Annotated in this window: 25 protein-coding genes and 1 tRNA gene; 11 read left to right on the forward strand and 15 right to left on the reverse strand. The window is 32.8% G+C overall.

Annotated features, from left to right (window positions below):
- Positions 1 to 136 precede the first annotated feature (136 nt).
- Positions 137 to 1,213 carry an NAD(P)/FAD-dependent oxidoreductase gene (locus Q0C16_RS05905; RefSeq protein ID WP_292320396.1) on the reverse strand — a complete coding sequence of 359 codons (1,077 nt, stop codon included), beginning with the start codon at positions 1,211 to 1,213 and terminating at the stop codon, positions 137 to 139.
- A 70-nt stretch (positions 1,214 to 1,283) separates the two neighbouring features.
- On the opposite strand from Q0C16_RS05905, the gene Q0C16_RS05910 reads away from it, so the two are divergent.
- On the forward strand, positions 1,284 to 1,721 hold the full coding sequence (locus Q0C16_RS05910; protein ID WP_292320398.1) for a hypothetical protein: 438 nt from the start codon (positions 1,284 to 1,286) through the stop codon (positions 1,719 to 1,721).
- On the forward strand, positions 1,690 to 3,951 hold the full coding sequence (locus tag Q0C16_RS05915; RefSeq protein WP_292320399.1) for a DEAD/DEAH box helicase: 2,262 nt from the start codon (positions 1,690 to 1,692) through the stop codon (positions 3,949 to 3,951). The genes Q0C16_RS05910 and Q0C16_RS05915 overlap by 32 nt, the downstream gene beginning before the upstream one ends.
- On the opposite strand, the gene Q0C16_RS05920 is transcribed toward Q0C16_RS05915, so the two are convergent.
- A complete protein-coding gene (locus Q0C16_RS05920) occupies positions 3,948 to 5,354 on the reverse strand; it encodes an MFS transporter (RefSeq protein WP_292320400.1) in 1,407 nt (468 codons plus the stop codon). The genes Q0C16_RS05915 and Q0C16_RS05920 overlap by 4 nt on opposite strands.
- 139 nt (positions 5,355 to 5,493) lie before the next feature.
- On the opposite strand from Q0C16_RS05920, the gene cdd reads away from it, so the two are divergent.
- On the forward strand, positions 5,494 to 5,901 hold the full coding sequence (cdd, locus tag Q0C16_RS05925) for a cytidine deaminase (RefSeq protein ID WP_292320403.1): 408 nt from the start codon (positions 5,494 to 5,496) through the stop codon (positions 5,899 to 5,901).
- On the opposite strand, the gene Q0C16_RS05930 is transcribed toward cdd, so the two are convergent.
- The gene (locus tag Q0C16_RS05930; protein WP_292320405.1) at positions 5,898 to 7,277 is read right to left on the reverse strand and encodes a dihydrolipoyl dehydrogenase; all 1,380 of its coding nucleotides are present in this window, start codon (positions 7,275 to 7,277) and stop codon (positions 5,898 to 5,900) included. The two genes, cdd and Q0C16_RS05930, sit on opposite strands and share 4 nt — an antisense overlap.
- Positions 7,278 to 7,535: 258 nt before the next feature.
- On the opposite strand from Q0C16_RS05930, the gene prs reads away from it, so the two are divergent.
- A complete protein-coding gene (gene prs / locus Q0C16_RS05935; RefSeq protein WP_292320407.1) occupies positions 7,536 to 8,429 on the forward strand; it encodes a ribose-phosphate diphosphokinase in 894 nt (297 codons plus the stop codon).
- Here prs and Q0C16_RS05940 read toward each other — a convergent pair.
- The 3 genes from Q0C16_RS05940 to Q0C16_RS05950 are packed head-to-tail and all read right to left on the reverse strand — an operon-like array spanning position 8,409 to position 11,298.
- Positions 8,409 to 9,101, reverse strand: a complete 693-nt coding sequence (locus Q0C16_RS05940; protein WP_292320409.1) for a phosphoribosyltransferase family protein — start codon at positions 9,099 to 9,101, stop codon at positions 8,409 to 8,411. The two genes, prs and Q0C16_RS05940, sit on opposite strands and share 21 nt — an antisense overlap.
- Before the next feature lie 39 nt (positions 9,102 to 9,140).
- Positions 9,141 to 10,121 carry a glycosyltransferase gene (locus Q0C16_RS05945; RefSeq protein ID WP_292320411.1) on the reverse strand — a complete coding sequence of 327 codons (981 nt, stop codon included), beginning with the start codon at positions 10,119 to 10,121 and terminating at the stop codon, positions 9,141 to 9,143.
- Positions 10,122 to 10,125: 4 nt separating this feature from the next.
- The gene (locus Q0C16_RS05950; protein WP_292320413.1) at positions 10,126 to 11,298 is read right to left on the reverse strand and encodes an RsmB/NOP family class I SAM-dependent RNA methyltransferase; all 1,173 of its coding nucleotides are present in this window, start codon (positions 11,296 to 11,298) and stop codon (positions 10,126 to 10,128) included.
- Between the two features lie 115 nt (positions 11,299 to 11,413).
- Between Q0C16_RS05950 and Q0C16_RS05955 the strand changes: the two genes are divergently transcribed.
- Entirely contained in the window at positions 11,414 to 11,773 is a 360-nt protein-coding gene (locus tag Q0C16_RS05955) for a hypothetical protein (RefSeq protein WP_292320415.1), read from the forward strand.
- Between the two features lie 43 nt (positions 11,774 to 11,816).
- Here Q0C16_RS05955 and Q0C16_RS05960 read toward each other — a convergent pair whose 3' ends face one another.
- The gene (locus tag Q0C16_RS05960) at positions 11,817 to 13,247 is read right to left on the reverse strand and encodes an MFS transporter (protein ID WP_292320416.1); all 1,431 of its coding nucleotides are present in this window, start codon (positions 13,245 to 13,247) and stop codon (positions 11,817 to 11,819) included.
- 17 nt (positions 13,248 to 13,264) lie between these two features.
- The gene (locus Q0C16_RS05965; protein ID WP_292320418.1) at positions 13,265 to 14,629 is read right to left on the reverse strand and encodes a hypothetical protein; all 1,365 of its coding nucleotides are present in this window, start codon (positions 14,627 to 14,629) and stop codon (positions 13,265 to 13,267) included.
- Positions 14,630 to 14,796: 167 nt separating this feature from the next.
- Between Q0C16_RS05965 and Q0C16_RS05970 the strand changes: the two genes are divergently transcribed.
- The 5 genes from Q0C16_RS05970 (at position 14,797) to Q0C16_RS05990 (ending at position 19,157) form a co-directional block, all read left to right on the forward strand.
- Positions 14,797 to 14,868: transfer RNA gene (locus Q0C16_RS05970), tRNA-Ala, on the forward strand.
- 387 nt (positions 14,869 to 15,255) lie between these two features.
- On the forward strand, positions 15,256 to 16,647 hold the full coding sequence (locus Q0C16_RS05975; RefSeq protein ID WP_292320420.1) for an APC family permease: 1,392 nt from the start codon (positions 15,256 to 15,258) through the stop codon (positions 16,645 to 16,647).
- On the forward strand, positions 16,644 to 17,564 hold the full coding sequence (locus tag Q0C16_RS05980) for an acetamidase/formamidase family protein (RefSeq protein ID WP_292320421.1): 921 nt from the start codon (positions 16,644 to 16,646) through the stop codon (positions 17,562 to 17,564). Before Q0C16_RS05975 ends, Q0C16_RS05980 begins: the two co-directional genes overlap by 4 nt.
- Before the next feature lie 34 nt (positions 17,565 to 17,598).
- Positions 17,599 to 18,138, forward strand: a complete 540-nt coding sequence (locus Q0C16_RS05985) for a class I SAM-dependent methyltransferase (RefSeq protein WP_292320423.1) — start codon at positions 17,599 to 17,601, stop codon at positions 18,136 to 18,138.
- Between the two features lie 176 nt (positions 18,139 to 18,314).
- Positions 18,315 to 19,157, forward strand: coding sequence for an MqnA/MqnD/SBP family protein (locus Q0C16_RS05990; protein WP_292320425.1), 843 nt, complete (start codon positions 18,315 to 18,317; stop codon positions 19,155 to 19,157).
- A 202-nt stretch (positions 19,158 to 19,359) separates the two neighbouring features.
- Here the strand turns inward: Q0C16_RS05990 and Q0C16_RS05995 are convergent, their stop codons facing one another.
- The 5 genes from Q0C16_RS05995 to Q0C16_RS06015 all read right to left on the reverse strand — a co-directional run bounded on the left by Q0C16_RS05995 (position 19,360) and on the right by Q0C16_RS06015 (position 22,391).
- Complete coding sequence (locus tag Q0C16_RS05995) at positions 19,360 to 20,238, reverse strand: hypothetical protein (RefSeq protein WP_292320427.1); 879 nt, start codon at positions 20,236 to 20,238, stop codon at positions 19,360 to 19,362.
- A 6-nt stretch (positions 20,239 to 20,244) separates the two neighbouring features.
- A complete protein-coding gene (locus tag Q0C16_RS06000; RefSeq protein WP_292320429.1) occupies positions 20,245 to 20,934 on the reverse strand; it encodes a hypothetical protein in 690 nt (229 codons plus the stop codon).
- A 159-nt stretch (positions 20,935 to 21,093) separates the two neighbouring features.
- Entirely contained in the window at positions 21,094 to 21,840 is a 747-nt protein-coding gene (locus tag Q0C16_RS06005; protein WP_292320431.1) for a hypothetical protein, read from the reverse strand.
- 37 nt (positions 21,841 to 21,877) lie between these two features.
- Complete coding sequence (locus tag Q0C16_RS06010) at positions 21,878 to 22,123, reverse strand: hypothetical protein (protein WP_292320434.1); 246 nt, start codon at positions 22,121 to 22,123, stop codon at positions 21,878 to 21,880.
- The gene (locus Q0C16_RS06015; protein ID WP_292320436.1) at positions 22,113 to 22,391 is read right to left on the reverse strand and encodes a helix-turn-helix domain-containing protein; all 279 of its coding nucleotides are present in this window, start codon (positions 22,389 to 22,391) and stop codon (positions 22,113 to 22,115) included. Before Q0C16_RS06015 ends, Q0C16_RS06010 begins: the two co-directional genes overlap by 11 nt.
- 391 nt (positions 22,392 to 22,782) lie before the next feature.
- On the opposite strand from Q0C16_RS06015, the gene Q0C16_RS06020 reads away from it, so the two are divergent.
- Positions 22,783 to 23,064, forward strand: a complete 282-nt coding sequence (locus Q0C16_RS06020) for a hypothetical protein (protein WP_292320438.1) — start codon at positions 22,783 to 22,785, stop codon at positions 23,062 to 23,064.
- A gap of 675 nt (positions 23,065 to 23,739) precedes the next feature.
- Here Q0C16_RS06020 and Q0C16_RS06025 read toward each other — a convergent pair.
- Positions 23,740 to 23,955 carry a hypothetical protein gene (locus tag Q0C16_RS06025; protein WP_292320440.1) on the reverse strand — a complete coding sequence of 72 codons (216 nt, stop codon included), beginning with the start codon at positions 23,953 to 23,955 and terminating at the stop codon, positions 23,740 to 23,742.
- Between the two features lie 113 nt (positions 23,956 to 24,068).
- Positions 24,069 to 24,200, reverse strand: coding sequence for a hypothetical protein (locus Q0C16_RS06030; RefSeq protein ID WP_292320442.1), 132 nt, complete (start codon positions 24,198 to 24,200; stop codon positions 24,069 to 24,071).
- Positions 24,201 to 24,517: the final 317 nt, after the last annotated feature.

Raw genomic sequence — 24,517 nt, forward strand, 5'->3', positions numbered from 1 at the left:
AAGCTTATAAACTTGAACTAAAATCGTTATGCGTAAATTATTTAATAAATACACTATTGGAATACAGCTATGGTTTATAGAGCAGTTAAGGAAGCAGTAGATTCATAGTAATTAATAGTAAATATAAAATTTCCCTTTATTTAACATAATATCTTATTCCCTTAATTACAGATGAAATAAAGTTTAAATCCAATCCCAATTTTATTAAATCATTAAGCTCTAAATTAACTGATAAATATTTATACCAAAACCACTTTGGTATGTTATTTAATACTTCTACCATATCAATTGATTTTCTATATTTATATGTAAACATAAACAACTTCCTAGATAACGTTGAATCATTAATTATTTTTTTTGATAGTTTTAGGTAATAATTTTTTACATCGTTAACCTCTAAGCCATATTTTGCTATAGCATTAGATAAAGCATAAGAAGACTCTATAGCTGGCCTATTACCTTCTCCACTTATCGCTAAAACTAAGCCTGCAGCCTCTCCCACATAAAATACATTGTCAGAATAAGATTTATATTGGGAAAAAACATCAAGAGGTGCAGCCTTTACATCTTTGATTTCAAAATCTTTTAGATTTAGTTTTGCATATTCCATAATTGATTTGCTAAGTATTTCATCATTCCATAAATTCACAAATCCCCCTCCCATGTTAACTAACTTACCATCATTATCTGCTGGAAAAATCCAATAAAGCCCCCCTTCATTAGGCCTAAAGTCTAATATAACATGGTTTGGGTCCCATTCAGTTTTTAAAATATATCTTTTAACTAATATTTTGTTTTTCAGGCTTCCAGAAAAAGGACCTCTAGCATCAACAGTTATAGATCCTTTTTCACCTTTCCAATTGTTATATATAACTTCAACACCATTAGATATAGAAGCTTCTCTTAAATATTGAACAAACCTAGATTTATTTACTATATACCAAGGTGAAGAACCTCCAAAGTCTATTGTGGAGCTTTCTTTGTTGTTAACATATATGCTAAAAAAATTTGGAATAGTAATTATAGAATCTGATTTCTTCATAAGACCTATTGTATTTTCAGTTCCAGTTATTTGCTCTCCGCAAGCCTTATCATATTTTTTAATAGGGTCATATGCCGTAATCTTGAACCCTTTACTTGATAAAGCATATGCTAAAGTTGAGCCTGAAACGCCTAGGCCTGCTATTATTATATCTTTCAATGTCTCTACCACATATCTTTTTTAGAGGAACCTTTTAAAGGATTGTTAATAAATCTTAATAGCTTCAAAAAGATTATTAAATTTGAGGATGAAGATGGGTAAGCTTAAGTTAGAAGTTGAATCAACTAAAAGCAAATCAGGCCTTCATGCTATGAGGAAAATGATAGTTATCTTTAAAAAAGGAAAAGAAGAAATAATTAATGAACCTGCAGAAGAAGGTAAGGGTACTTACAAAACAGGTAAATCTGGTTATGTAAATCTAAATTTAGAACCAAACGAGTATGCTGTTCACATAGTTTTAGTTAGGAATTTAAAAAATAGAGTTAAAGGAAGGTTTAAAGTATATAATCATGAAGGGCAGGAGATATTAGAAGTAAAATATGAAAAGCTTAAAATTAGAAGATCATGGGGGGATAAAAGTCTTTCTTGGCTTATAGATAAAGGTATTGAGCTAATTGGTCTATCAAATTATGTGAGGCATAAAAACTATGAGACAGGGCATACCGTCAAACCCTCTTGATCTATTAAGTTTTTTAAACGAAATAGTTAAAAATCAGAACTCTAAGATCTCATATATTTATAATGAAAATTACGGGTATCCAGATTTAGGATCAAATATTAAAGATATGAACTTATTAGAAGAGCTCAAAAATGCTTTGATTAACTATGGTATCATTAAATTATATAAGTTTCAACAAGAAGCCATAGAATCTATATTAAAAAATAATGATACAGTTATATCGGCAGGTACTGCAACGGGAAAGACTGAGGCATTTCTAATACCTATACTCAATTTATTAAAAAATAATAGTGAAGAAAGGGCACTTTTTATTTATCCAACGAAAAGCTTGGAAAGGGATCAAATATCAAGGATATCTAGCTTATCAAAAGAATTGGGAGTAAGCTTTGGGATTATAGATGGAGATACGCCGCCTAAAGAGAGGACCGAAATTTATAAAAATACACCTCAAATATTGATAAGCAACCCTGATATGATCCATTTAGGATTATCTCTCTCATCAGAATTTAGAAATGCTTTAAAAAATTTGAAATTCGTTGTAATAGATGAAATGCACATTTATAAGGGTATTTTTGGTTCTCACATGAAATGGATATTATATAGGTTATCGAAGCTTTCAAATGAAGATGTTTTATTTATAGGTTCAGGAGCAACAATAGGAAATCCAGAAGAAATGGGAGAAAGACTTTTTGGAAGAAAAGTTAAAGTAATATACGGGCCTAAGAGGAGAAAAGGAACAGCTCTTCACATTTTTATAGATCATGGCTATATGAGTAGGTGGACTTTTTCTTCTTACATAATTTCATCTTTAATAAAAAAAGGATTAAAGGTATTAGCCTTTACAGATTCCCAACAAATGAGTGAATTAATTTCAAAAATATCAAGAAAAAATTATAATACAAATGTATTAGTTCATAGAGCGGGATTAAGCGCAGAAACAAGAAAAAAAGTGGAAAATGATATAAAAGAAGGGTTAATAAAAGGAGTAGTTTCAACATCAACTCTTGAATTAGGCATTGATATTGGGGATTTAGATGCAATAGTTATGACTTCTTTACCTAAAAGTTATTCAAGTTATTTGCAAAGAGCTGGAAGAGCCGGAAGGAGAGGTAATCCTGGATTAGTGATAACAATAATGGGCGATGATCCTATAGAGTCATTTTATCTAAACAACCCAGAAAAATATTTTTCTCAAGAGCCAGATCCAGGTTATATAGAGCCTAGAAATAAAGAAGTATTAAAGTTACACTTTATTTCATATTTATTGCAAAAAGGTTTTATCAAAAAAGATGATATACCTGAGGAGTTTTTAGATGTAGTAGATGATTTATTGCAAAAAGGTTTTATCAGCATTATCAATAATATATATCATCCAAGTTGGAAAGAAGGTAGGAACTTTATTTTAAACAATTCTATTAGATCAACGGGACCTATAGTTAAGATTTATTATAAAAACAAAAACATAGGGTATAGAGAAATGCCTCAAGCATTATATGAACTTCATCCTAACGCTATATATTACCATTCGGGTGAAACATATTTATCAATAAGGCTCGATGTAAATTCCTATAGAGCTGAAGTTATAAAATTAAATGATGTCCATTTCTATACAAAACCCTTATATAATATAGATGTAATAGAAGTTATACCTAAAGAAAAAAGGCTTGCTGGAATAATTCCCATAACCTATGGGGATCTGCACATAATGATACAAGTTGAAGGGTATGTAGTTAAAGATGAGTATTCAGGTAGCATAATATCTACTTCTTACTATGAAAAACCCATAAAATGGGATTATTGGACTAAAGGGATATTAACAAAATATCCAGAATTAATGTTTGAAAGCGGAGAAAAGAAAATAAGCAGCTATCATGCCTTAGAGCATGTATTGATCTCTGCATCAAGGCCAATAATTGGTGCATCTGATACAGATCTAGGCGGAATAAGTTACCCCTCCGGTCATATAGTTATTTATGATTCATCAATTGGAGGTCATGGTGGTTCAAAGCTTGTTTTTGATAGGTTTGAAAAAGTTGAAGGACTGGCTTTAAAAATAGTTTCTTCTTGCAATTGTGAAGACGGTTGTCCTAGATGCGTTTTTTCTCCTTATTGTGGAAATAATAACCAATATTTATCAAGAAAAGGAGCCTTATCACTATTAAAATATGTTTTTGAAAATAAAGAAGCAAAAAACGAGGAAGAAAAACCTTTGGGAAAGCCTTTAGCTTAAGCTGTTATGGGTTTCTCATAAACCTCTAATTTCTCTTTGCTTACTTCTTCTAGGCTTTTCATCTTAGGTTCGGGCAATAATACGAGAGTTATTATAAATCCTAATGCGCTTACTACAGCAAGAAGCTCTAATATTGGTTTTAATCCATAGAACTTTAGCAAAAACGGGAATAGAAAAGTAGTTATTGCAGCACCCACTTTTCCAGATGCAGCAGAAATACCATGACCTGTAGTTCTATATTTAACTGGATATAATTCTGAAGGTAAGACGAAAGTTGTTGTATTAGGCCCAAAGTTTACGAATAAGAATGTTAATCCAAATAATATGTATGCTAGTTCAGTAGGTATTAAAAATCCAGCAATTTTTGTTCCAGATGCTATAATAGATGCTGATATAGTAGCGTAAAGGATTGACATCATTGCAAAGCCCATCAACTGTATGAACTTTCTACCTATTTTATCTATGAAAGCTGCAGCTAAGAAATAACCTGGAATACCTATTAGCAGCGGAATACCAGCTCTTAAAACATCTGCCCTTAACCCTTTTGATCCACCTAATATAGCTAATGTAATTGGTGATGAAAACACTCCTGTGCCATATAAAGCCATATCCATTAAGAGCCATGGCAATGAAGTTCCTAACAATAATAAGCCATAATTTCTTAAAAACTCTGTTATACTGTAATCTTTAGATTTTACTTGAGTCATGCTTATATTTCCTCCAACAAAGCTTGCTGCCTTTAATGCTTCTTCTTTATCATGTTTTACTAATAAACTATATCTAGGCGTTTCTGGTATTTTTCTTCTATAATAAATAACTAAGGCTGGTGGTATTGCTCCAAAGCCCGCTAATATCCTCCAAGCTATTGATGCTGGGAACAAATATACAGATAATAGACCTACTATGACAGCAACGCCATATCCTATCCCTTGGAAGGCAAAAACTAGAGAAACCATTTTTCCTCTATCTTTTCTTGGTGAATATTCACTCATTATTGTAGCTGATATTGGATAATCTCCTCCTATCCCGAAGCCCATTAAAAATCTAGAAGCTAATAGCCAATATATATTTGGAGAAAAGGCGCTCATTAATGCTCCAATAGCTAGTATTGTAGCTTCTACACCATAAACTTTCTTTCTACCAACAATATCCGCGATTCTGCCGAAAACCAGTTGACCTAATATAGCTGTTACTATTGCTGATGATGCTAATAAAGACGAGTAATAAGTTGTTACTGGAAATGATGGCGATGCCAGCTTGTTTAATATAACCAAAATGATACCGATAACAAATAAATCATAAGCATCTGTAAAAAATCCCATACCAGCTGTAAACCAAACTTTTAAATGGCTTATGTTTGTTTTCGTATTATCTATATATCCAAATGGGTTGTGATTGCTCATGTTTTTTCTCCAAGTCTCTGTTTATAAAATATATTTATAAACATTTCTATAGAAGCTATAGATTTCTATATAGTCTATGTAGAAAAGGCATAAATTAAAAATATAAATTAAAATAAAGAGTATAACGAGTGTGAGAAGCATGGATAATGTACCCCTTGATATGGTAAATTTAGCCAAAGAAATAATTAAAAATTCGTATGCTCCATATTCTAAATATAATGTTGCATCTGTTGTAAGAACTGATAATAACAATGTTTACTGGGGGGTTAACATTGAAAATGCTAGCTATGGTTTAACAATGTGTGCTGAAAGGGTAGCTATTTTTAATGCAATATCTCACGGGGAGAAGAAAATAAAAGAAATATTAATTGCTGTAAATAGTGAAGAACCAGCTATTCCATGTGGTGCTTGCCTTCAAGTATTATCAGAATTTGGAGACGATGATACGCAGATTTATTCTATATCATTAAAAAGTAACAAGTCAAAATTTTATAAATTAAAAGATTTACTGCCATATAGATTTTCTTCAAAAAACTTAAAAATTTAGAAATATGGTCTCATAGCATAATTTATAGATTCGAAAGTTAATGGGTGAGGCCCACAAACCCAAGCAAGGTTTTTAGCGGTTAATCCGTTTTCTAATGCTACAGCAAATGCTCCCATAAGCTCTGCAGCATCATGAGCATATACTTGAACACCTAATATTCTTAATGTCTCTTTTTCCAAAAATATTTTCATCCATCCTTCTCTGTGATTAGTTATTTGGGATTGAGCATCGCCAGCTAATTTATAGTCTACAGTATCATAAGGTATACCTAATGATTTTAGCTCATCTTCAGTATAGCCTATTAAACCTATTTCTGGGTATGTAAACACTGTAAATGGAACTGAATGATAATTCATTCTATAAGCATCTCTTCCTATCAATATGTTTTTAGCTGCTATTAAACTTTCTTTAACTGCAGCATGGAATAACATAGCCTTACCTGTTACATCTCCTGTAGCAAATACGTTAGGTAATGAAGTTCTCAAAGATGGAGAGACCCAAATAGCATTTCTCTCTATTTTTAAACCATCTTTTTCCAAATTTTCTAAACCATATCCTTTAAGTCTCGGTTTCCTACCAACAGCCATTAATACTTCGTCTGCTTCTACTTCAATAACTCCTGATTTGCTATTAGCCTTAACTATCTTCTTGTCTCCTTTCTTTTCTATTGATGCCACTGGACTGTTTAAATACAAGTTAACCTTAGCTTCCTTCATATGTGATTCCGCAGCTTTAGATAAATCAATTGGCATGGTTGGCAATAATCTATCCATCATTTCTATGATAGAAACTTCTACTCCTAATCTTGATAGCATATCGGCGACCTCAACTCCAATATATCCCCCGCCAATTATGGCCATGGATTTTGGAACTTTTTTCATAGTTTTTTGATAGGCAAAAAGATCATCACTGGTAATTACCATATCCTTTCCTGGTATATTCAATATAATATGCTCTGCTCCAGCACCTATAACAAGATATTTTGTATTTGCCTCAAAATTCTCTTCACCTTCTACTTTAACTTTATTAGGGGAAATTATTGTTGCCCATCCTTTAACAAATGTTAGGTTTGGTTCATGTTCTCTGATCTCTTCCATATGCTGTTGATATCTAATGTCTTGCACGTATTCTTTAAGTTTAATAACCTCGCTCCACACTTTTTCGGGATCAACTTCTTTATTTGTTGAAGTGAATTCCAATATCTTTGTTCTAACTGTTTTAGATGGTATACAACCTGCGTATAAGCAATCTCCTCCCAAATTACCTTTATTATCTACCATTAAAACCTTCTTCCCGGCTTTGGCGAGCTCAAAAGCGCCCGGATAGGAAGCACCTCCACCTCCTATGAATGTTACATCGAAATCTCTTTGAGTCATTCTTACCACCTGTATACTGTTAAATATTTTGTTAATAGGTTAGAGTTTAAAAATATTTATTATTAGCTTTAATAGAAACTGATTAGAGTTTGATTAACTTAAAAAGCTCAGAGGAAAGTCGCTCATCACTTCTCAGGGTCGCTCCATCCTCTTCATTGCAATTTGTAATAATTGTTAAACGGGTAAATAGCTTTATATAGAAATTTTTTAAATAAAAGCCTTTAATTATTATTATAGGAATATTAATTGGGGCTGGATATGAAAAATGTAGTTATTGCGGGAACTAATGATGTTTCAAATGAAATAGCAAAATCTATAGCAAATTCTTTATCGGCTGATATATGCAATCCGATATATAAAACATTCCCAGATGGAGAAAGCTATATAAGGATACCATGCGAAATAAATGGAAAGAGAGCCATAGTAGTTCAATCTCTTGTATATCCTCAAGATAAATCTATAATAGAAACTATTTTATTAGGCGATGCCATTAAAGAGCTAAAGGCTGAAGATCAAATACTAGTTTCTCCATATTTAGCTTATGCTAGACAAGATAGGGTATTTTTAGAAGGCGAGCCGATTAGCATAAGATCTATTTTAAATATATTTAAAGAATATTATAATATGCTGTTCACAATAGAGATACATAAGGAGGAAAGCCTGAAGTATTTTGGCAAACCATCAATAAATATAAGGCCATATATTTATATGGCAGAAAAAATTGGTTTTGACAAAAGGAACATAGCTGTTTTATCTCCAGATATAGGGGCAATAGATAGAGCAAAGTCCCTTTCTTCTTATTTGAATTGCGAATATGATTATTTTGTAAAGAGCAGGGATAGGGTTACAGGAGAAATAACAATGCAACCAAAGGAATTAGATGTTAAGGGTAAAGATATTATAATAATTGATGACATAATTAGCACTGGGGGTACCATATTAAAGGCTTCCCAAATTTTGAGAAGCCAAGGGGCTAGAAAAATATATGTTATGGTATCCCATGCTATATTATTAAACAACGCTGAAGAAAAACTGATTTCTTCAGGTATTGATAAGATATATGCGGCAAATACTTTACCTAAGAAAGATAAGGTTCATTATATAGATGTCGGCCCATTTATTGCAAGCAATTTAACCGCTTATCTCAATTAAAGCCTCAGAATCCGGCAAAAGCTTCCAATCCTTACCTATGCCTACTATAACTAGCATTGATTTCGGTTCTGCGCCAGCTTTTCTAATCAATTCAATTAAGGCATTTAATGTATGCCCTCTAACGCTAAAATCATCAACTATAAGTATTCTCTTGCCTTTTGGAAGTTCCCTCTTAGGAACATAAAAAACGGTATAAGATGCTGGTCCACTAAAATGAATTCCATCTATAATTGGTTCAGTAATTAAAGGCCTCTGTTTCCTAGCAATAACCATTGGTACTCCTGAGGCTATGCTAATTGATGTGGCTAAGCTTATTCCCCCAGTTTCTGGGGTTAATATTTTATCAAATTCTCCATTAAACCTCTTCTTTGCATACTCAGATATTAATAAAAGGGCATCTGGGTTCCAAGTAACGCCGCTTATATCATAAAAACCATTGTAAATTTTAATAGCTGTGGCAACTATATTTGATATAACTTGTTTTGATAAAAGCGCATTTAAGATTTCTTTTGCATTGCCTTCAGAGGGTAAAGTGTATTCTGTAGAATATCTGGAAATCATGGATAAAGGTAGTCCTGTTAACTCTGATACCTTTGATAGGGGCAAAAATTTTCTAGCAGATCTTAGGATTTTTACTGCTCTTAGCCTCTCGTCATAGTTTTGCTGTGGCATTTATAAACCCCCTTTATAATTTATGCTCAAAGCTTAAAATTATAACATTGAATAAACTATCTTTGCAAGCTCTAACGCCCCATCATTATAGCTATTAGGGACAAGATGCCTAACCTTTTCAACTGCATTAATTAATGATTCTTCATTAACATCATCGGGAGGTAAATAATAAGCGTTTAGCTTCTTTGCCATAATTTCGGATTCTTTTAATCTAGTTTCATTTTGCATCCATTTCCATTCTATATTTGGAGAAAGTATTGTCGGCTTTTTGTATTTTAATGAGCTTTCAACAGCAGTCCTTCCGAAATGCGTTATAACAATCCTTGCATTTGCTATGTATTTTTCCAAATCAGGGTCGAATTGAAAAACTTTCCATTCGGGATGAGCTTTTATGTAAGGCGTTGGATCAACTTTACCAGTTTGCAATACAACGTTTTCTAAGTTGGTTTTTGATAAAGAATCGAACAACTTTTTATATCCATAACTGCCCGCGCTAACTAATATATACCCTTCATCTTTGATTTCATATTTTAATTTCCCTAAAAATGGACCAACTACTTTACCTTTTTTATTAAATTTTAATTGCTCTTCCCATTGAAATGCTATTAGTTTCGATATCCTACCCAATGTCTTAATGGTTCTGCTAGGCTCTAAAAATCTCTCAGTAGATTCAAAAACTATTATATCCGAGCCCTTTAACCATAAAGCAATGCCAGCTGATATGCTATGATTGCTCCCGCTCGCTATAGCTATTTTATAGCCTTTCTTTACTTTAATTAAAGACTTTATAATAGCAATAGGGGCTCTCAAAATACCTAAATATAAAGACTCGCTTGGATCTAAAAACTTAGGGGTTTCTGAAACAATTTTTCCATAGTTTTTAACCGAATTCCTAGTCCACTCATCTTTTTCAGGTATAATAAAATCAACTTCTATGCCAAGATCTATCATATGCTCAGCTAAAGCAATGCTATGCCCTGTGTGCCCTCCTCCGCTTGCTATTATTAATACTTTTTTCATGTTATCACACATTTTTTATAAGCTTTGAAATAAAAAATCCAGGATAACCTCTCTCCGGACTAAACCTTATTCCATAGTCATTTTTTATTACATCAGCTTTTATGTTTATTTCTTCAACATCAAAACCTATGCTCGTTGCATACATTATATTTGCCTCATTTTCACTATAAGTTAATGTACATGTAGAATAAATTAAAGTACCTCCAGGTTTTAATAACTTAAAGGCCTCATTTATAAATTGCTTTTGATATTTAGTTAAAACTATCATATCCCTTAAACTCTTTTGATCATATAATTTTGGTATAACTCCTAGGTTTGTACAGGGGGGATCAATTAAAACCAGGTCTGCCTTTTCATTTATTTTAAGTTCTTGGCTAGCATATCTAGAATCCCCTCCTATAATTTCTACCCAATCATAGCCAAGTCTATGAATTCTTTCTTTTAAATCGTTTACTTTGCTCGGCCTATCTATAGCTATTATTTTAGAATTCCTGTTAAACTTTTGTGCTATTAATCCTAGCTTACCTCCTGGTGCTGCATTCATATCTATAATAATAGGATTTTTCCCAAAATCATTTGTATCTATTATTTCTCCTATTAAGATGCTCGGTATGCTTTGTGAATATATATAACCTTCATTAAATCCGGGTAGCTCTCTTATTTTAGGTGATTTGTAAACAGAATCCTCAACAATTACGGCAAGTCCATTCTTTAATTTATATATATCTTCCCAATCTATTGCTGATGTGCCTGAGGCAAGAGGTATATTATTTTTACTAAAAATTGTTACTTTATCTCCTTTCTTTATTTTATCTGCTTTAAGTATACCTGGTATATATAAGTTACTACCAAGATAGACCGATTCCGATGCATATTTATTTACATATATTTTTTTATTATATATAGGAATTTCATAAGGTCCATTTATTGGAGCCCAGATAGCATAATCTATATGTTCATCTTCATAGAAGTTTATTCCATTTTCTTTTAATATTTTTAAATATTCATTTTTAGATATCTTTGTTGTATTAACTCTTAAATAAAATCTATCTGGAGGTTTAGAAAGCATTTTAATTATTTTACATGAATTTCCAAATAATGAGTCAAGTTCTTCTAATAATCCTATATCATACTTCAAGGTCTCATTGCAATTTATATGCATGTCATTTTTTCTCATCTTGATTTCTCCCCTAGTGTACAATTAACATTATAGTAATTTCAGATTTGTTCTAATGAATTTATATTAGAAAAGATTTTTAATAATTTTGTTTTTATATAAAATAGGTGAGAAAATGTCTTCACAACTTAAAGTATTAGTAATTTTATCCAGTAATGATGTAGATAAAATATTAACAGGATTATTATACGCTACAAATGCATTAAAATATAAATGGGCTTCTGATGTAAAATTAATATTTTTTGGACCCTCTGAAAAATTATTAAGTTCAAGAAATGATAATATATTAAAAGCATTAAAAGAATTTTTATCTTATGCCAATCAGCGCCCCCTAGCATGTAAATTCATAGCAGAAAAAGATGGTACATTAAATACATTACAAACAGTTTCTGCGGAATTTGGTGTCGATGTAGTTTATGTGGGCAGTAAGATTTCTTCATATATTTCGGAAGGATACGTACCATTAGTTTTTTAAATATATTTCAAAATATAAAAACAAATTTTTAGTAACTGAACAATTAAGCTGTAGTTATACTTCTTTGTTGAGGAGTATAATTTTTCATAAACAATGAAGTTATAAATGTTAAAAACGAAAATATTATTCCTATCGCAAATGTATAATTAAATGCTAAAGGTCCAGGCTCAGTAAAGAATGAAAAACCAAATTTTGGCACGTAGTATGCAGCGTAAGCAACATAAGTTGTCATTAAATTTGCAGTCATAACAGGTCCTATAGAAGATCCTAAAAATCTAATCATAGTATTAAAGCCTAGGCCTACTGTAATGCTGTCTTCTGGCATTGAAATTGCTATCATATTAACTATAGGCGTCATTATTGATATTATTCCTATTCCAGTCACAAAAGAATCTAGAATTAAAGGTAATGTTCCTTCTCTATTATATATAAATAAGGCGAATCCTATCGATGAAACAATAGAACCATAAATAAGCACTGGTTTTGGTCCTAATGAGCTGACAGCCATTCCCACTATAGGCGCAATAATTATCATTGCTAAAGTTGCTGGTAATAATGAGAGGGCAGCACTTATAACGGACAATCCTAAACCATATGGGCCTGGTTCTTCCGCGTAATAAATAACAGCCAGATACAATGTGAACATAGTTACTCCTGAAAACAAACCAGCTAAATTCGCTACCATAACATTCTTAATTTTTAAAAGATCCGGCCTTATTAATGGATTTCTTGATTTGTTTATATAAACTAAAAATCCTACAAACAATGCTAGGCCAAGACCAATTATAGGTAATTGTAATAAAGAAAACCAACCCTTATATGGAGCTTCAGTTAAATATACCAAAATTAAAGCGGTTCCTATAGATAATAAGGTTGAACTAAAATAATCTATTTCTTCTTTTTTAACTGGAGGATGAGATCCTATACTTATATAAGAAATTATTATGGCAACTATTGCTATGCCAAAAGCTATATGAAACATTGCTCTCCATCCAAAGTATTCATCTATATATGCTCCAGCTATCATTCCTATCGTCATTCCAATAGCTACCATAGCGCTTAAAATTCCTTGAGCAAGAGCTACTCTTTCTTTTGGAAATATATCTGTAATTATAGCTATACTTAAAGGAAAAATAGAGAATCCAAAGCCTTGGACTGCTCTTGCCCCTATTAACGAATAGACGTTTGGTGAAAAACCAGCAAATAGGACAGCTAAAGAATACAGAATTAGTGAAATGAGATAAAGCCTCTTTTTTCCAAAAGTATCTCCCATTTTTCCGAAAAGAGGAGCAATCGCAGCTCCTACAACTAGATAAGCTGAGACTATCCAAGCAGCTTCTTCGTTAGTAGCTGATAAAGCTTCTTCTATATGAGGGAGTGAAGGTATAACCATTGCTTCCACATAGCTTGTTAGTGCAGTGGTAAAAGTCAGTACCCCAAGAACTAAATAGGGATTTTCGGGATCCTTTTGCATTGAAAAATCCACCAGATTTAATGCTTTCTCCTCCTTAGTCCTATTATTGCCATAACAACTAATATTATGATTACAATTGCTGCAATTACATATAATATAGTAAATGAATTCAATTTACCTAATGAGTTTAAAGAGAACGATGAAGATATAGTTATTGGTACTTCAATTATTTGATGCATCGGTGTCATTGTAGGTGGTTGATACCAAGTTATTGCAATAGGTATATTATAATTTCCAGGTGATATACCTGACGAAGCACTTATTACAAACGAGACATTGAATGCTCCTCCGCTAGGTACATCGCCAACAGTATAATTAATAGTTTCAGCTCCAATCAACGGATTAATACTCGATGAAACATATGGAGTTATAATGGGATTAGGTAATAGAGTAACTGTTGTGAACTTAGCTACAGAATTTCCCAAGTTAATTAATGAAACAGTTATATATGTATTTGATTCTCCTTGAGTAAATGTGTTATGATAAACGTTTGATACTACAAAATATGATGAAGGTTTAACATCTACAGGAATATCAAAATACTCATCTATATTGTTTCCTTTAACTGCCAATATTACCATAGCATTGAAAGGAGCTGGTATCTGTACAGTTTCATATGGCTGTAGTAATCTTATTGAACTAGTTACATTTTTTATTTCAAGAGGAAACGAAATATTAATAGGAGTCCCGGGTGGTAGGTATCCTATATTTATTGTATTAGAACCGGGATATAATGGAGATAATTGAGGTGGAGTAACGATATATGCACTAACATTACTTGCAATAACATTACCTTCATTAACTAGATAAACAGTTAATACAGCAGCTGTATCTCCTGCGTAAATAACAGAAGGAGTTGTTTTAAATCCGGCAAGCTTTAAATTGACATAACCCAAAATAGGAACAGAATAATTTAATGTCATGTATTTAATTATTGGTATTGTTTTATTAGTTTGTGGTATTGTTTCAAACAGAGTATACTTTATATTGAGTGTTTGATTATATATTTTATCTTCAGAATTGTAGCTTATATTAAATAATCCAAATAGTTTCAAAGTAGTTCCTGGATTTAATACTGGTATGTATAGACTCGGTGTAGTTTCACCTTTTGATAATATTAGAGGATAGGAAATTGTAGAATTAATGGTAACATTATATAAAGTATATGGCCCTAAATAAGTTATTGTTATGGTTAAGGGTAAAAATGAACCTCCGGGGTATGCTAGCATATGTGATTCATTTGTTCCCCAATAAGAATAAGCTACGAATGATGGTTTTAGAATTGGAGTAGTTTCTGCTTTACCTATACTAAGAAATGATAAGCCAACTATTATTAATGAAATCACTAGCAGTAACATGAATATATTTGTTTCTTTCCTCATTTTATACACCCTCTCTATATATATTAGATAGGTATATAAAAAATTATTCATGGTTAAAATAGTGTAATTATAATTAAATAATTGGCTAATAAAATTAGAAGAATAGTTTAAGGGATTATTAAGTATAATAACAAATATAAGATATCAAGCAATACTAATCCTTACGAGGGCCGGTAGTTCAGTGGAAGAATGCCGCCCTCGCACGGCGGAGGTCCCGGGTTCAAATCCCGGCCGGTCCATTTATTTGGTGCTCATCATCTTGTATATAGTAAATAAATCTAGGTTCTTGTATTTGTATCATTGTATGTAATGGAAAAGTAACTATGCCCATCATATACCCTAATTATAAAGGCTTTAGCAATTATATTTTGCAGATATATAGTTGTTTTTATTTGGTAAAGTTACCTAAAATATAATTAATATATACACTGCTGGCTTTTATCTTCCAACACAAGAGACTTGCCCGTAAGGATAGGGTAGTTTACGTATTCTTTAAACGGAAAGGGAATTTGATGTAACAAATTTTTAATAATTCTACTTAATTGTCAATTTTTAGTTAAAAATACATTAATGGGAAAGTTTAAATATATGATATCATAATATTAAGCTTTGTCGGTGTGTTGCATATGGGAGAGGAGGGAGGGCATAAGGAATTAGCTAGAGGTAGTGTAACATTTTTAGAATTAATTTTTCAATCTATATCCTTCACAGCTCCTGCAATAGCTGCGCTAGCAACTATGACAGGAGCTGCGAGCTTTGCTTACGGAGCTTTGCCTTTAGCTTATTTACTTGCAATACCTGCAGTTTTTGCGGCAGCATACGTTGTTTACGAGTTTTCCAGAAATGTGGCATCAAGCGGAGGATACTATAGATATATAGAAAGGGGTTTTGGTCCAAGGGTTGGTGCGTTTGGTGGATGGACTTACATGCTTTATACAGTTATAGGCGCAACACCTTTTATATATTTTGAGACATCTTTGGCTATAATATTTGGCCTTCAAGCCCTAGGAATTTCGTTGCCTAGTTATTCTTGGTATCCATTAGGTTTATTGGTTGCTATATTAGCATTTTTATTAGCATATCTTGGCATAAAGCCTTCATTAAAGTACAGCGTTTATACAGGCACAATAGAAATGGCATTGATATTTATTTTAGGTATAGTTATATTATTACGCGTTCACAACCCATGGGATCCAGGCGTTTATAGCTTAAAATATTCTCCTCTTGGCTTAATGGGTGTAGGCCTTGGAATGGTTTTTGCTTTTACATCATATGCTGGCTGGGGCTCAATGACTTTTCTTGGAGCAGAAGCTAAGCAGGCTCACGTTAACATAAGGAAAGGCGTTATAGCAACTATAGCTCTTTTAGCAACTTTCTTCACATTTGCAAGCTACACAATGACTATAGGTTGGGGACCTAATAATATGAGCACTTATTTCAGCAACTTTGTGCCAGGTTTAATAGAAGCAGTAAAATATGGAGGCCTTATAATGGCCGCAATAATATTTATTTTCATGGCTAACAGCGGTTTTGTTGATACAGTTGCGATAATAAATGCTGGTTCAAGGGATATGTATACTATGGCAAAAGATAATGCTTTACCACAAAAGCTTTCCTACACTCATAAAAAATACAAGAGCCCCCACATATCATTAATAATTATGACAGTTGTTGGAATAGCTTTGTTCACAATAACAGGTTGGGTCTTAGGACCATTAAACGCATTTTTAGTAACAGGTTTATGGACAGGCTTAGGTACTTTAATAGATCACATAATGGTTAATGCAGCCTTACCATTATATATGAAAAAGAAGAATAGGCTTAACTTAGCTCACATAATTATACCCATAATAGCAACTTTAATATTTGGCTTTGCCATATATGCATCATTTACCTCTATAAACATTTACGTAATAATAGGTACAACAGTTGTTGCAGCATGGCTAATAGCAGGAGCGATAATTTATTATAGGAAAAAGGACCTAAGAGTTAAATTAGAGCAGGGAGAAGAGATTTGAGGCTAGATGGTTTTGATTTATCTAATGTACATTTTACTTGGTCCCCATCAAATAAACCAAGGCTTTATATAAAGCCCGGAGATGAGGTAGAAGTATTAATTCCAGATTCATCAACAAACCAAATAAAATACGATTTTAAAACTGAAGATATGCATAAAATAGATGAATCTAAATTTGATGGAGCTGTTGGGCCAATTTATGTTGAAGGGGCTGAAGAAGGAGATACTTTGGTTGTTACATTAAAAAAGATTGAAGTAGGGAATTGGGGATGGTCAGCAATATTGAGCAACTTTGGTCTATTAAAAGGATTGTTTAAAGAAAAATTAGTTATATGGGATATAAAAGATGGTTATGCAATTGCTAAAGATTTTTTAAAAGGCATTAAGATACCTATAAGCCCATTTTTAGGAGTTATTGGAACGGCGCCAAAATTTGGAGAATTGCCAATGATACCTCCCCATAGCTCGGGAGGTAACATGGATAATAGATTATTAACAGAAGGTTCTGTTATTTATTTCCCAGTTAATGTAAAAGGAGCATTACTTTCTTTAGCAGACCCCCACGCATCTCAAGGTGATGGAGAAGTTTCAGGAACTGCGATTGAAACTTCGGCAAGGGTTATAATAAAGGTAGATTTAAGAAAAGGGGAAAGGATTGATACGCCAAAGGCCTTCGTTAGCATAAATGATACAGGTAAACAAATAGTAACTATGGGTATAGATAAAGAACCTGTAACAGCTGCTAGAAAGGCAGTTTTAAACATGGTTGAAGAACTAAAGAGTAAGGGCTTAAGCGGGGAAGAGGCATACATTTTATGCAGCGTAGTAGGTAGCTTAAAGATGAGCGAAGTAGTTGATGAACCAAACTATGTTGTTTCATTTACTATTCCAGAAAAAATAATAAATATTAATGCGTAAAAATCTTCCTTTTTCTAAAAACGTGTGTGCAATAATGAGCGAGGATAGGCATTTCAATCCATTAGTGTTAGATAATCCGTTTAGGAAAATTTTAGATAGGAAAGATAGGGTTTTGAATTATGTTAAAGGAGATATGATCGTTGCAGATATAGGTTGTGGGCCAGGTTTTTATACTATAAAGCTTTCAAAGATAGCTAAAACGGTTTACGCCGTTGATTCTGATAAGAAAATGATAGATGTATTAAATAAGAAGATCGAAAAGCTTGGATTAAAAAACGTTGTAACTCAAGTAACCTCAGCAAATAACTTGAAAATTGAATCTGAAACCGTTGATTTCGTTTTTTCAAATGGTGTTTTATGTTGCATGGTAGATCATAAGGGGGCTATTAATGAGATATACAGAATTTTAAAGCCCAAGGGTAAGGCTTATATAAGCGTTGAAACTTTGAGTAAAGGCAAAACTTCTGTAAGTGAAAGTGAGTGGAAGGAGCTATTAAGTAGGTTTAAAATAATAAAAGAAGAAAAGAAGTTGTTTACTAGAGAAGCGATAGTAGAAAAAAGTGAAGAAGATTAAAAGAAGTGTTTTTTTAACTATTAGTTATTTTTAAAAAAATTGTTGATTTAATTATTGTCTAAAAGAAACCAAAAAGTTATTAACGAAGTTAATAGTTTAACTATTATTTCTTGTTTGTTATTCTTTCGTTTTAATGTTTTTATACCTTTAATTTTAACCACTAATAGGTGAGTAAATTGGTATCTCAAAAGGTTGTAAGCTCATATCATTATTATGATCCTGTTCACGCTTATTTCTTAGTTTATGGTATTAAAAATAACAATTTTAGTGAAAAAATTAAAATAAATCCAAATTATGAAGAATTTGATAAATTAAACCAAAGAGTTATAAATCAAAAAGACCTTGAGGTTACGGCAGTTTCAGCAGTTAATTTGTGGAGGATTGCAGATAATTACTATTTGTTAAGGAGTGGAAGCACACAAAGAAGCGATGTTGGACCAATAATTGTTTCAAAGAAGAAATATAAAAGGGATGAGATAAAAGATTTGAGAATCGCAATACCTGGTAAAAGCTTTAGCGGCTATTTCTATTATAAGCTTTTCTTCAATGCGAAGGAAGAGGTTGTTGTAAGGTTTGATAAAATAATAAATAGCGTAGTAAATGGAGAAGTTGATGCAGGTTTATTAATCCCGGGGCCTACTACAACGGCTTTATATCAAAAATATGGTTTGGTAAAAATTGCTGATATAAATGAGGAATGGAAAAATAAGGCAGGAGATCTACCATTACCATTAGGATCGTATGTAGTTAGCAAAAGGCTTGGCTATGAAATTGCTTTAGAGATAAGGAAAATATTTCAGCAATCAATAAAATATGCATTATCAAATCAGGAAGAGGCATTAAATTACGCATTAAATTACGCCCCTGGCTCCGATAAGTTTACAGTTAAATCATTTATTGACGGTTGTAAATCAATTTATGATATGGGTGATGTAGGAATAAAAGCTATTAAGAAAGTACATGAGATTGCTAAAGAAAGAGGGTTGATTGAAAAAATACCTGAATTTGAATTAGTATAAAATAATGATTATAATTCAATTTTACACAATTGTATTTTAATTCCTTTTTTGTAAACAACATTTTAATTTCATAAAATAATTATTATTTTTACCTAATGTTACCTGAAACATGGTCGAGATTCATGCTATTATGTATCAATAGTAAAGATACTAATAACGTAACAATAAAAATAAAGGGTATCTTTATATAGTTTTATAGAAATTATTTAAAAATATTGTAAGCGTTACTTAGATTAGAAATTTCTAATCTATTGCTTAAGATATCATATGATTTTATAGCATATTCTTTAAAATTTTCTCTTGGATCTGCTTTTTTATTTTTAAAATCTCCTAAATATTTTATAATGCTACTATATAATCTATTGAAATCTGAATCGTTTGTTATAAAGTATATTTTTTCATATTTATTTAAGCTTAATAGAATGTAAAGTTCTTTAAAAATTATTTGATCAAATCTGCTAAGTCTTTTATGCCCACTGCTGTTTATATATTTACGTATTCCTTCCTCTATTAGTTGCGTTTCGAAAATTATACTATTTGTGAACAAAACATCAAGATTAACTATGTTAAAGTTGTTTTTGATAAATAAATTTATAGAAGACATATAATCTTTTAAATCATTATAATACTCTCTTGAGGTATATCTCCTTTTTAGTTCATCTTCCGAAGATACTAAAATTTTGTCTTTTATATTTCTGAAAAAGTTTTTTGCTATTTTTTCTCTCACTCCTGAAGGAAGAATATTACCTTTATAATATTTAGTTCTTATATTTTCATAGAAATCACTAAATTTATTTTCTATGCCTTCTAGGAGAGCAATTCTTTCTCGAGTATTTTTCGTATCCCAATTTTTCATAACATTTTCAATAATAATATGGGAAAATATTGTAAACCCATCATTAATTATCGTATCTATTTCTACGAGGTTAGTAGATAGAGTATTGACCTTTTTAAAACGTAATTTGTTGATCAATTCAATTAATTTCTTTCCTTGCTCCGTTGATCTCTCATATAGGTAAATTATAATAATGTTGGTATCAAAGAAATAGGTTATATTATCATTCATAGTTTTCCTATCCATATTATTTCACATTAATTTAGAAAAAAGATAATAACCCCACGAATTTGATGCAGGTGTTATTTCGTCTTCAAGAGTAATATAATAAAAAATAGCCCCAATAAATTCAGATAGATATGGAAAAACTTCTTTATCATTTATATATAGAATTATGGGAATACCCAATATATAAATTAATGAATTATATGATTTAAAAACATTTTTTTCTGGAGCATCTCTAGTTTTATAGTTTGGATCCGTTATTTTTAATTTTTTAACTTCATTAAATAACTTAATTGCAAAATCCAAGTATAAAGAGTAATAAGTATTCAGAAGGAGATTAGGATTATCAGAATTTAATACTTCATTATAGAATTTCTTTTCGTTTTTTCTCAAGCCTTCGATAAGATTTGAAAGTGCGTCTAATGTAATCTCTTTAAGCTGGGATATAGTTGTATTGTTCTCAAGGATAGAATTATATAAATTAAACTCTTCTTTCACAGATTCAAGATTTTTTTCTAAAGAATTTAAAGCTTCTTTATTGTATGGATCAAACAATATTTGCAATAAATTCTCTGATATTTGGATTATATTAGTTTTATATTTCTTTATTAAATAATCGGTCATTTTTTTGAGCATTTCTTTGGGAAAGTTATGAATCTTTTTGTTATTTATTGTTGAATAATATGAATTGAAAGGTTCTAAAAGTTCTTTAGACATTATTTTTCTCCCAATTTTTATGTTTTTTAAAAGTATATAAAGATTTATATTCATAATTGATATCAATGTATTTTGATAGTTTTAACCATTTATATACGCTTCGTAGTGCATGGAGCTAGTGAAGCTGATGGTCGAGCTGCGGTGCCCCAAGAGTCCAGGTCATCGGCTAATGTTAATTACGCTCGATGTGGCATTCACTGTAAGATTAGAGATACAGCTTGGGCTTACTATCTTAGCAGCGCCGCTGCCATCTATGGAGCCTCCTGGGTAGGTGACTTCGCTCAACGATGCGCTCACCTCTATGCAGGATGTAGGTGACCTCACTGTAGCCTCTGAGGACGTGAAAAGAAGGTCATAGCTACCCTTTCCATATATACTAACGGTTGCTTGGGAGGCCCCTAAGCTAAGCTCGGCCTTGCTAATGTTATACAGCCTTATTAACGCTTGCGATGCAAACAGAGAAGCCTTGAAGTACTTCAGGTCACTAGCGTTTACGTCTATGATTGATGCCGAATCGCTGAAAGTCACATTACGGACGCTTGAGGGAACGTAGACGTTTATGCTAACTATGCAAGTGTAGATAGGGTAAAGCTGATACTTGGGGCATGAGACTGAATAGAAGTCTATGTATGTGGTTCCATTAGAAACATTGACAGAATAGTAAACTCCTGGCTTATATATGAGAGGACTATATGTGACGCTCACGTTGATCTTAATCTCGTCGCCATTGTACTTAGTCACGTGAATGGTTCCAGGAACTTTAGAGCTTAGCAAGACCGAACTTGTGGGCCTGTAAGCGAGGCTGTAATGAACGCGGCTGAGAGCCAATGGAACAAGATATATCAACACGAGCGCAAGTATAGTGGCAACGGTTATTGCAGCCAGAGCCCTAGCCAAGGAGTTCATCAGTTTACTCCTCTATGACCTTCTTAAGCTCATCCATCTAGGAGCTCAGCTCGCTCATCCTGTTAGCTAGGTCGCCCAGCCTCTTCTCAAGGTCATCGTTGTGACCTTCCCTCTCCCTGACAGTCCTGACCCAGCTCGGCACTGCCACCACGAACATCACAAAGCTAAAAACAACACCGGAGATCCCGGTGTATATTATTGCAAATGTCCCAACAACGGCCAGGGCAGCCCAAACTATCGCTGTTACTGTTATGAAACCCCTCTCGCTAAGGCTACTGCTCATGGCTCTCACCCGCTAGCTTTGCTATGATGTCTGGCGTTACAGTTATACTGAAGTCGACCAGCTGGTAATACCTAAGCGCCTTGGCTTCACCTGGTACAAGCTCAATCCTTGAAGTCACAATGCCTGCTCTCTGAAGCCTGCTAAGATGCACCTTTGCGAGGGCCCTGCTAACACCGAGCTTTTTTGCTATGTCTGCCAGGTAAAGCGGGCCGTTAACCCTAAGAAGAGCTATAATCCTAAGTCTCAACGGATGTCCAAGGGAATCCATCAATCTAGCCACCTCCTCCAGGGATCTATTAATCATGCTTCCCCACTAGTAATAAAAAAGTTACTAGTATAAAAATTTTAACACGTATAGATTAATTAACTACCCATTAGCGTAGGCCTGCCTTTCAGTAGACCCACTTTCGGCCAAGAGCAGTAGAGTCTGCCCAGCACTCTAGGAAAGAAGGTAGCCTCAAGGGCTAACTCTGGTTTAACAACGAGATAAGGGGTGCAACCTCTTCAAAGCCTGACGGCATACTATCAGCAGTGAGGGTAACATGGAGACTGTTAGCAAGTCCTCACTCGGCGGCTAGCCGACAGGCATGGTAACTAGGTCAGGCAACGCTATAGTTGTGGGTGGATATCATAAAGGTCGAATTTTACTTGAGGAGCAAATGAACGATGCTAAGATAAAGAGATTGAACCTACTTGCCGTAGCATCCATAACTTCAAGAACTATAAACGCTGGGAAGGTTGAAAGTATATTGGTGAGGTTAAACTTGACCATGTGTAAAGATAAAATTGATTTAAACTGCTTAGCCCTCATGGCAAGCTATTCCTTGCTGTTTTCGTCAACTAAAAACATAGGAGTTATCCTGAACAGCTTTATCGTTGCAAGAAACAAGTTTTTGAAACACGGCATTAACCAATTCGGCACGATTTGTCAGCTCAACTGATAGTGTGAGGTTTTTGCTCTGTTAATCAATAATCACCATACCAAGTAGTTTTGAATAGATCTCCATTTTGTTTACGGCCTATTCTGCAGTATTTATCCTGTCTTGATGACAACTTTGTCAGCAGTACCATAATTCTCCGAAGCAAACTCCTCAACTATATTTACAGACATAAAGGAAATTGTAAAGCTATTCGCAAGACACCTACTCAACAAGGCTACCCGCAATGAGAATGCTTTTGTAATTTTCGGCTTTGGGATTTCAGCAAGGTTCATGAAGACCAGTTCAAAATTGTTTCATACATCATTCATTCGCTCTTCGCTACACAGGCAAAATTTGTAGTAATTCTTTTTTTTTAAAGCATCTTGTGCTGTTCCAATTGAATTATCATCTCAATGGAGCGCTCCTGTTAGTTGAGAAATTGCTGAAAGCTCTCTGTAATCATCTCTGGCTCCTTTGAATGTATCACAAAGTTGATCAGTATAAGTTCATACAGTTCTATGCATAATAAATGCAAAATTTTGTTTAAGAACAAAATCAGAAAACAACAAATTTCAACTGCTTTAGTGATGAAAAAAGAATAAAATAGGGATTGAAGTAAAGTTGTTTATATGGATGCTAAGCCATACCATCACTAATCTTTAGGTTTATAAATGCGGTTATGATATATATTTCCTGTCATTGGATTTTTTCAATAACATCAAAGTGAGTATGTCCGTGTTTTGAATCATAGAAAACGTTTATGATATCATTTATTTTTTCTGTTCCTCCATCCGGTATTCCTAGCCTTGATTCATCAAAGGTAGAAATATATCCACGACCTGGTAACCCATCCTTGTGGGGATTTAACTCAATCCATTCTTTTTTCTTATTTAATATATCGTCGAGGGTCACACCCTACACCTTCAATTTATATTTATCTGAGAATGCTTAAATAATTTTCAACCATGTTCCTACGTTGCATAAACTCTTAAGTATTCCGTTTTATCGCATCAAAGTTAATCTTCTCAATTGTTCCTATATAACCACTTCATTATTTGATACCTTAGGTCCTCAACAAGTTCGTCTCTAACGTAATTAGCTATCCTCTTGAACTCTTCACTTCCAGTGTAACTACTTCCATAAATGTCCATAAGCAAGGCGGTAGCTAATTCGTCTTCCTTGCTTAAGATGTAATTTTCTGCATCTCCAGTTGTCTTGCCATATCAGTAGATTACTTAGCTCGTTGAAATTAACATTACTACAAGAGTTTCTAAACATTTCATTCAGTGCATACATTATCGAATAGAGGATTTTATCTGGGTTTTTTATTTAGTTCATTTTTCTTGAGTATTCTAAGATTTGATCATATATTATCTTTTAATTTTCTAAGAACACCACTAGTGCTTTATTTCCTCCTTATTTATCCTGATTTTAATTTCTTTGGTGTCTCTAGAATTATTTATAAAATGGATCA

It is taken from the genome of Caldisphaera sp. (genome assembly GCF_023256325.1).
Lineage (GTDB): Archaea > Thermoproteota > Thermoprotei_A > Sulfolobales > Acidilobaceae > Caldisphaera.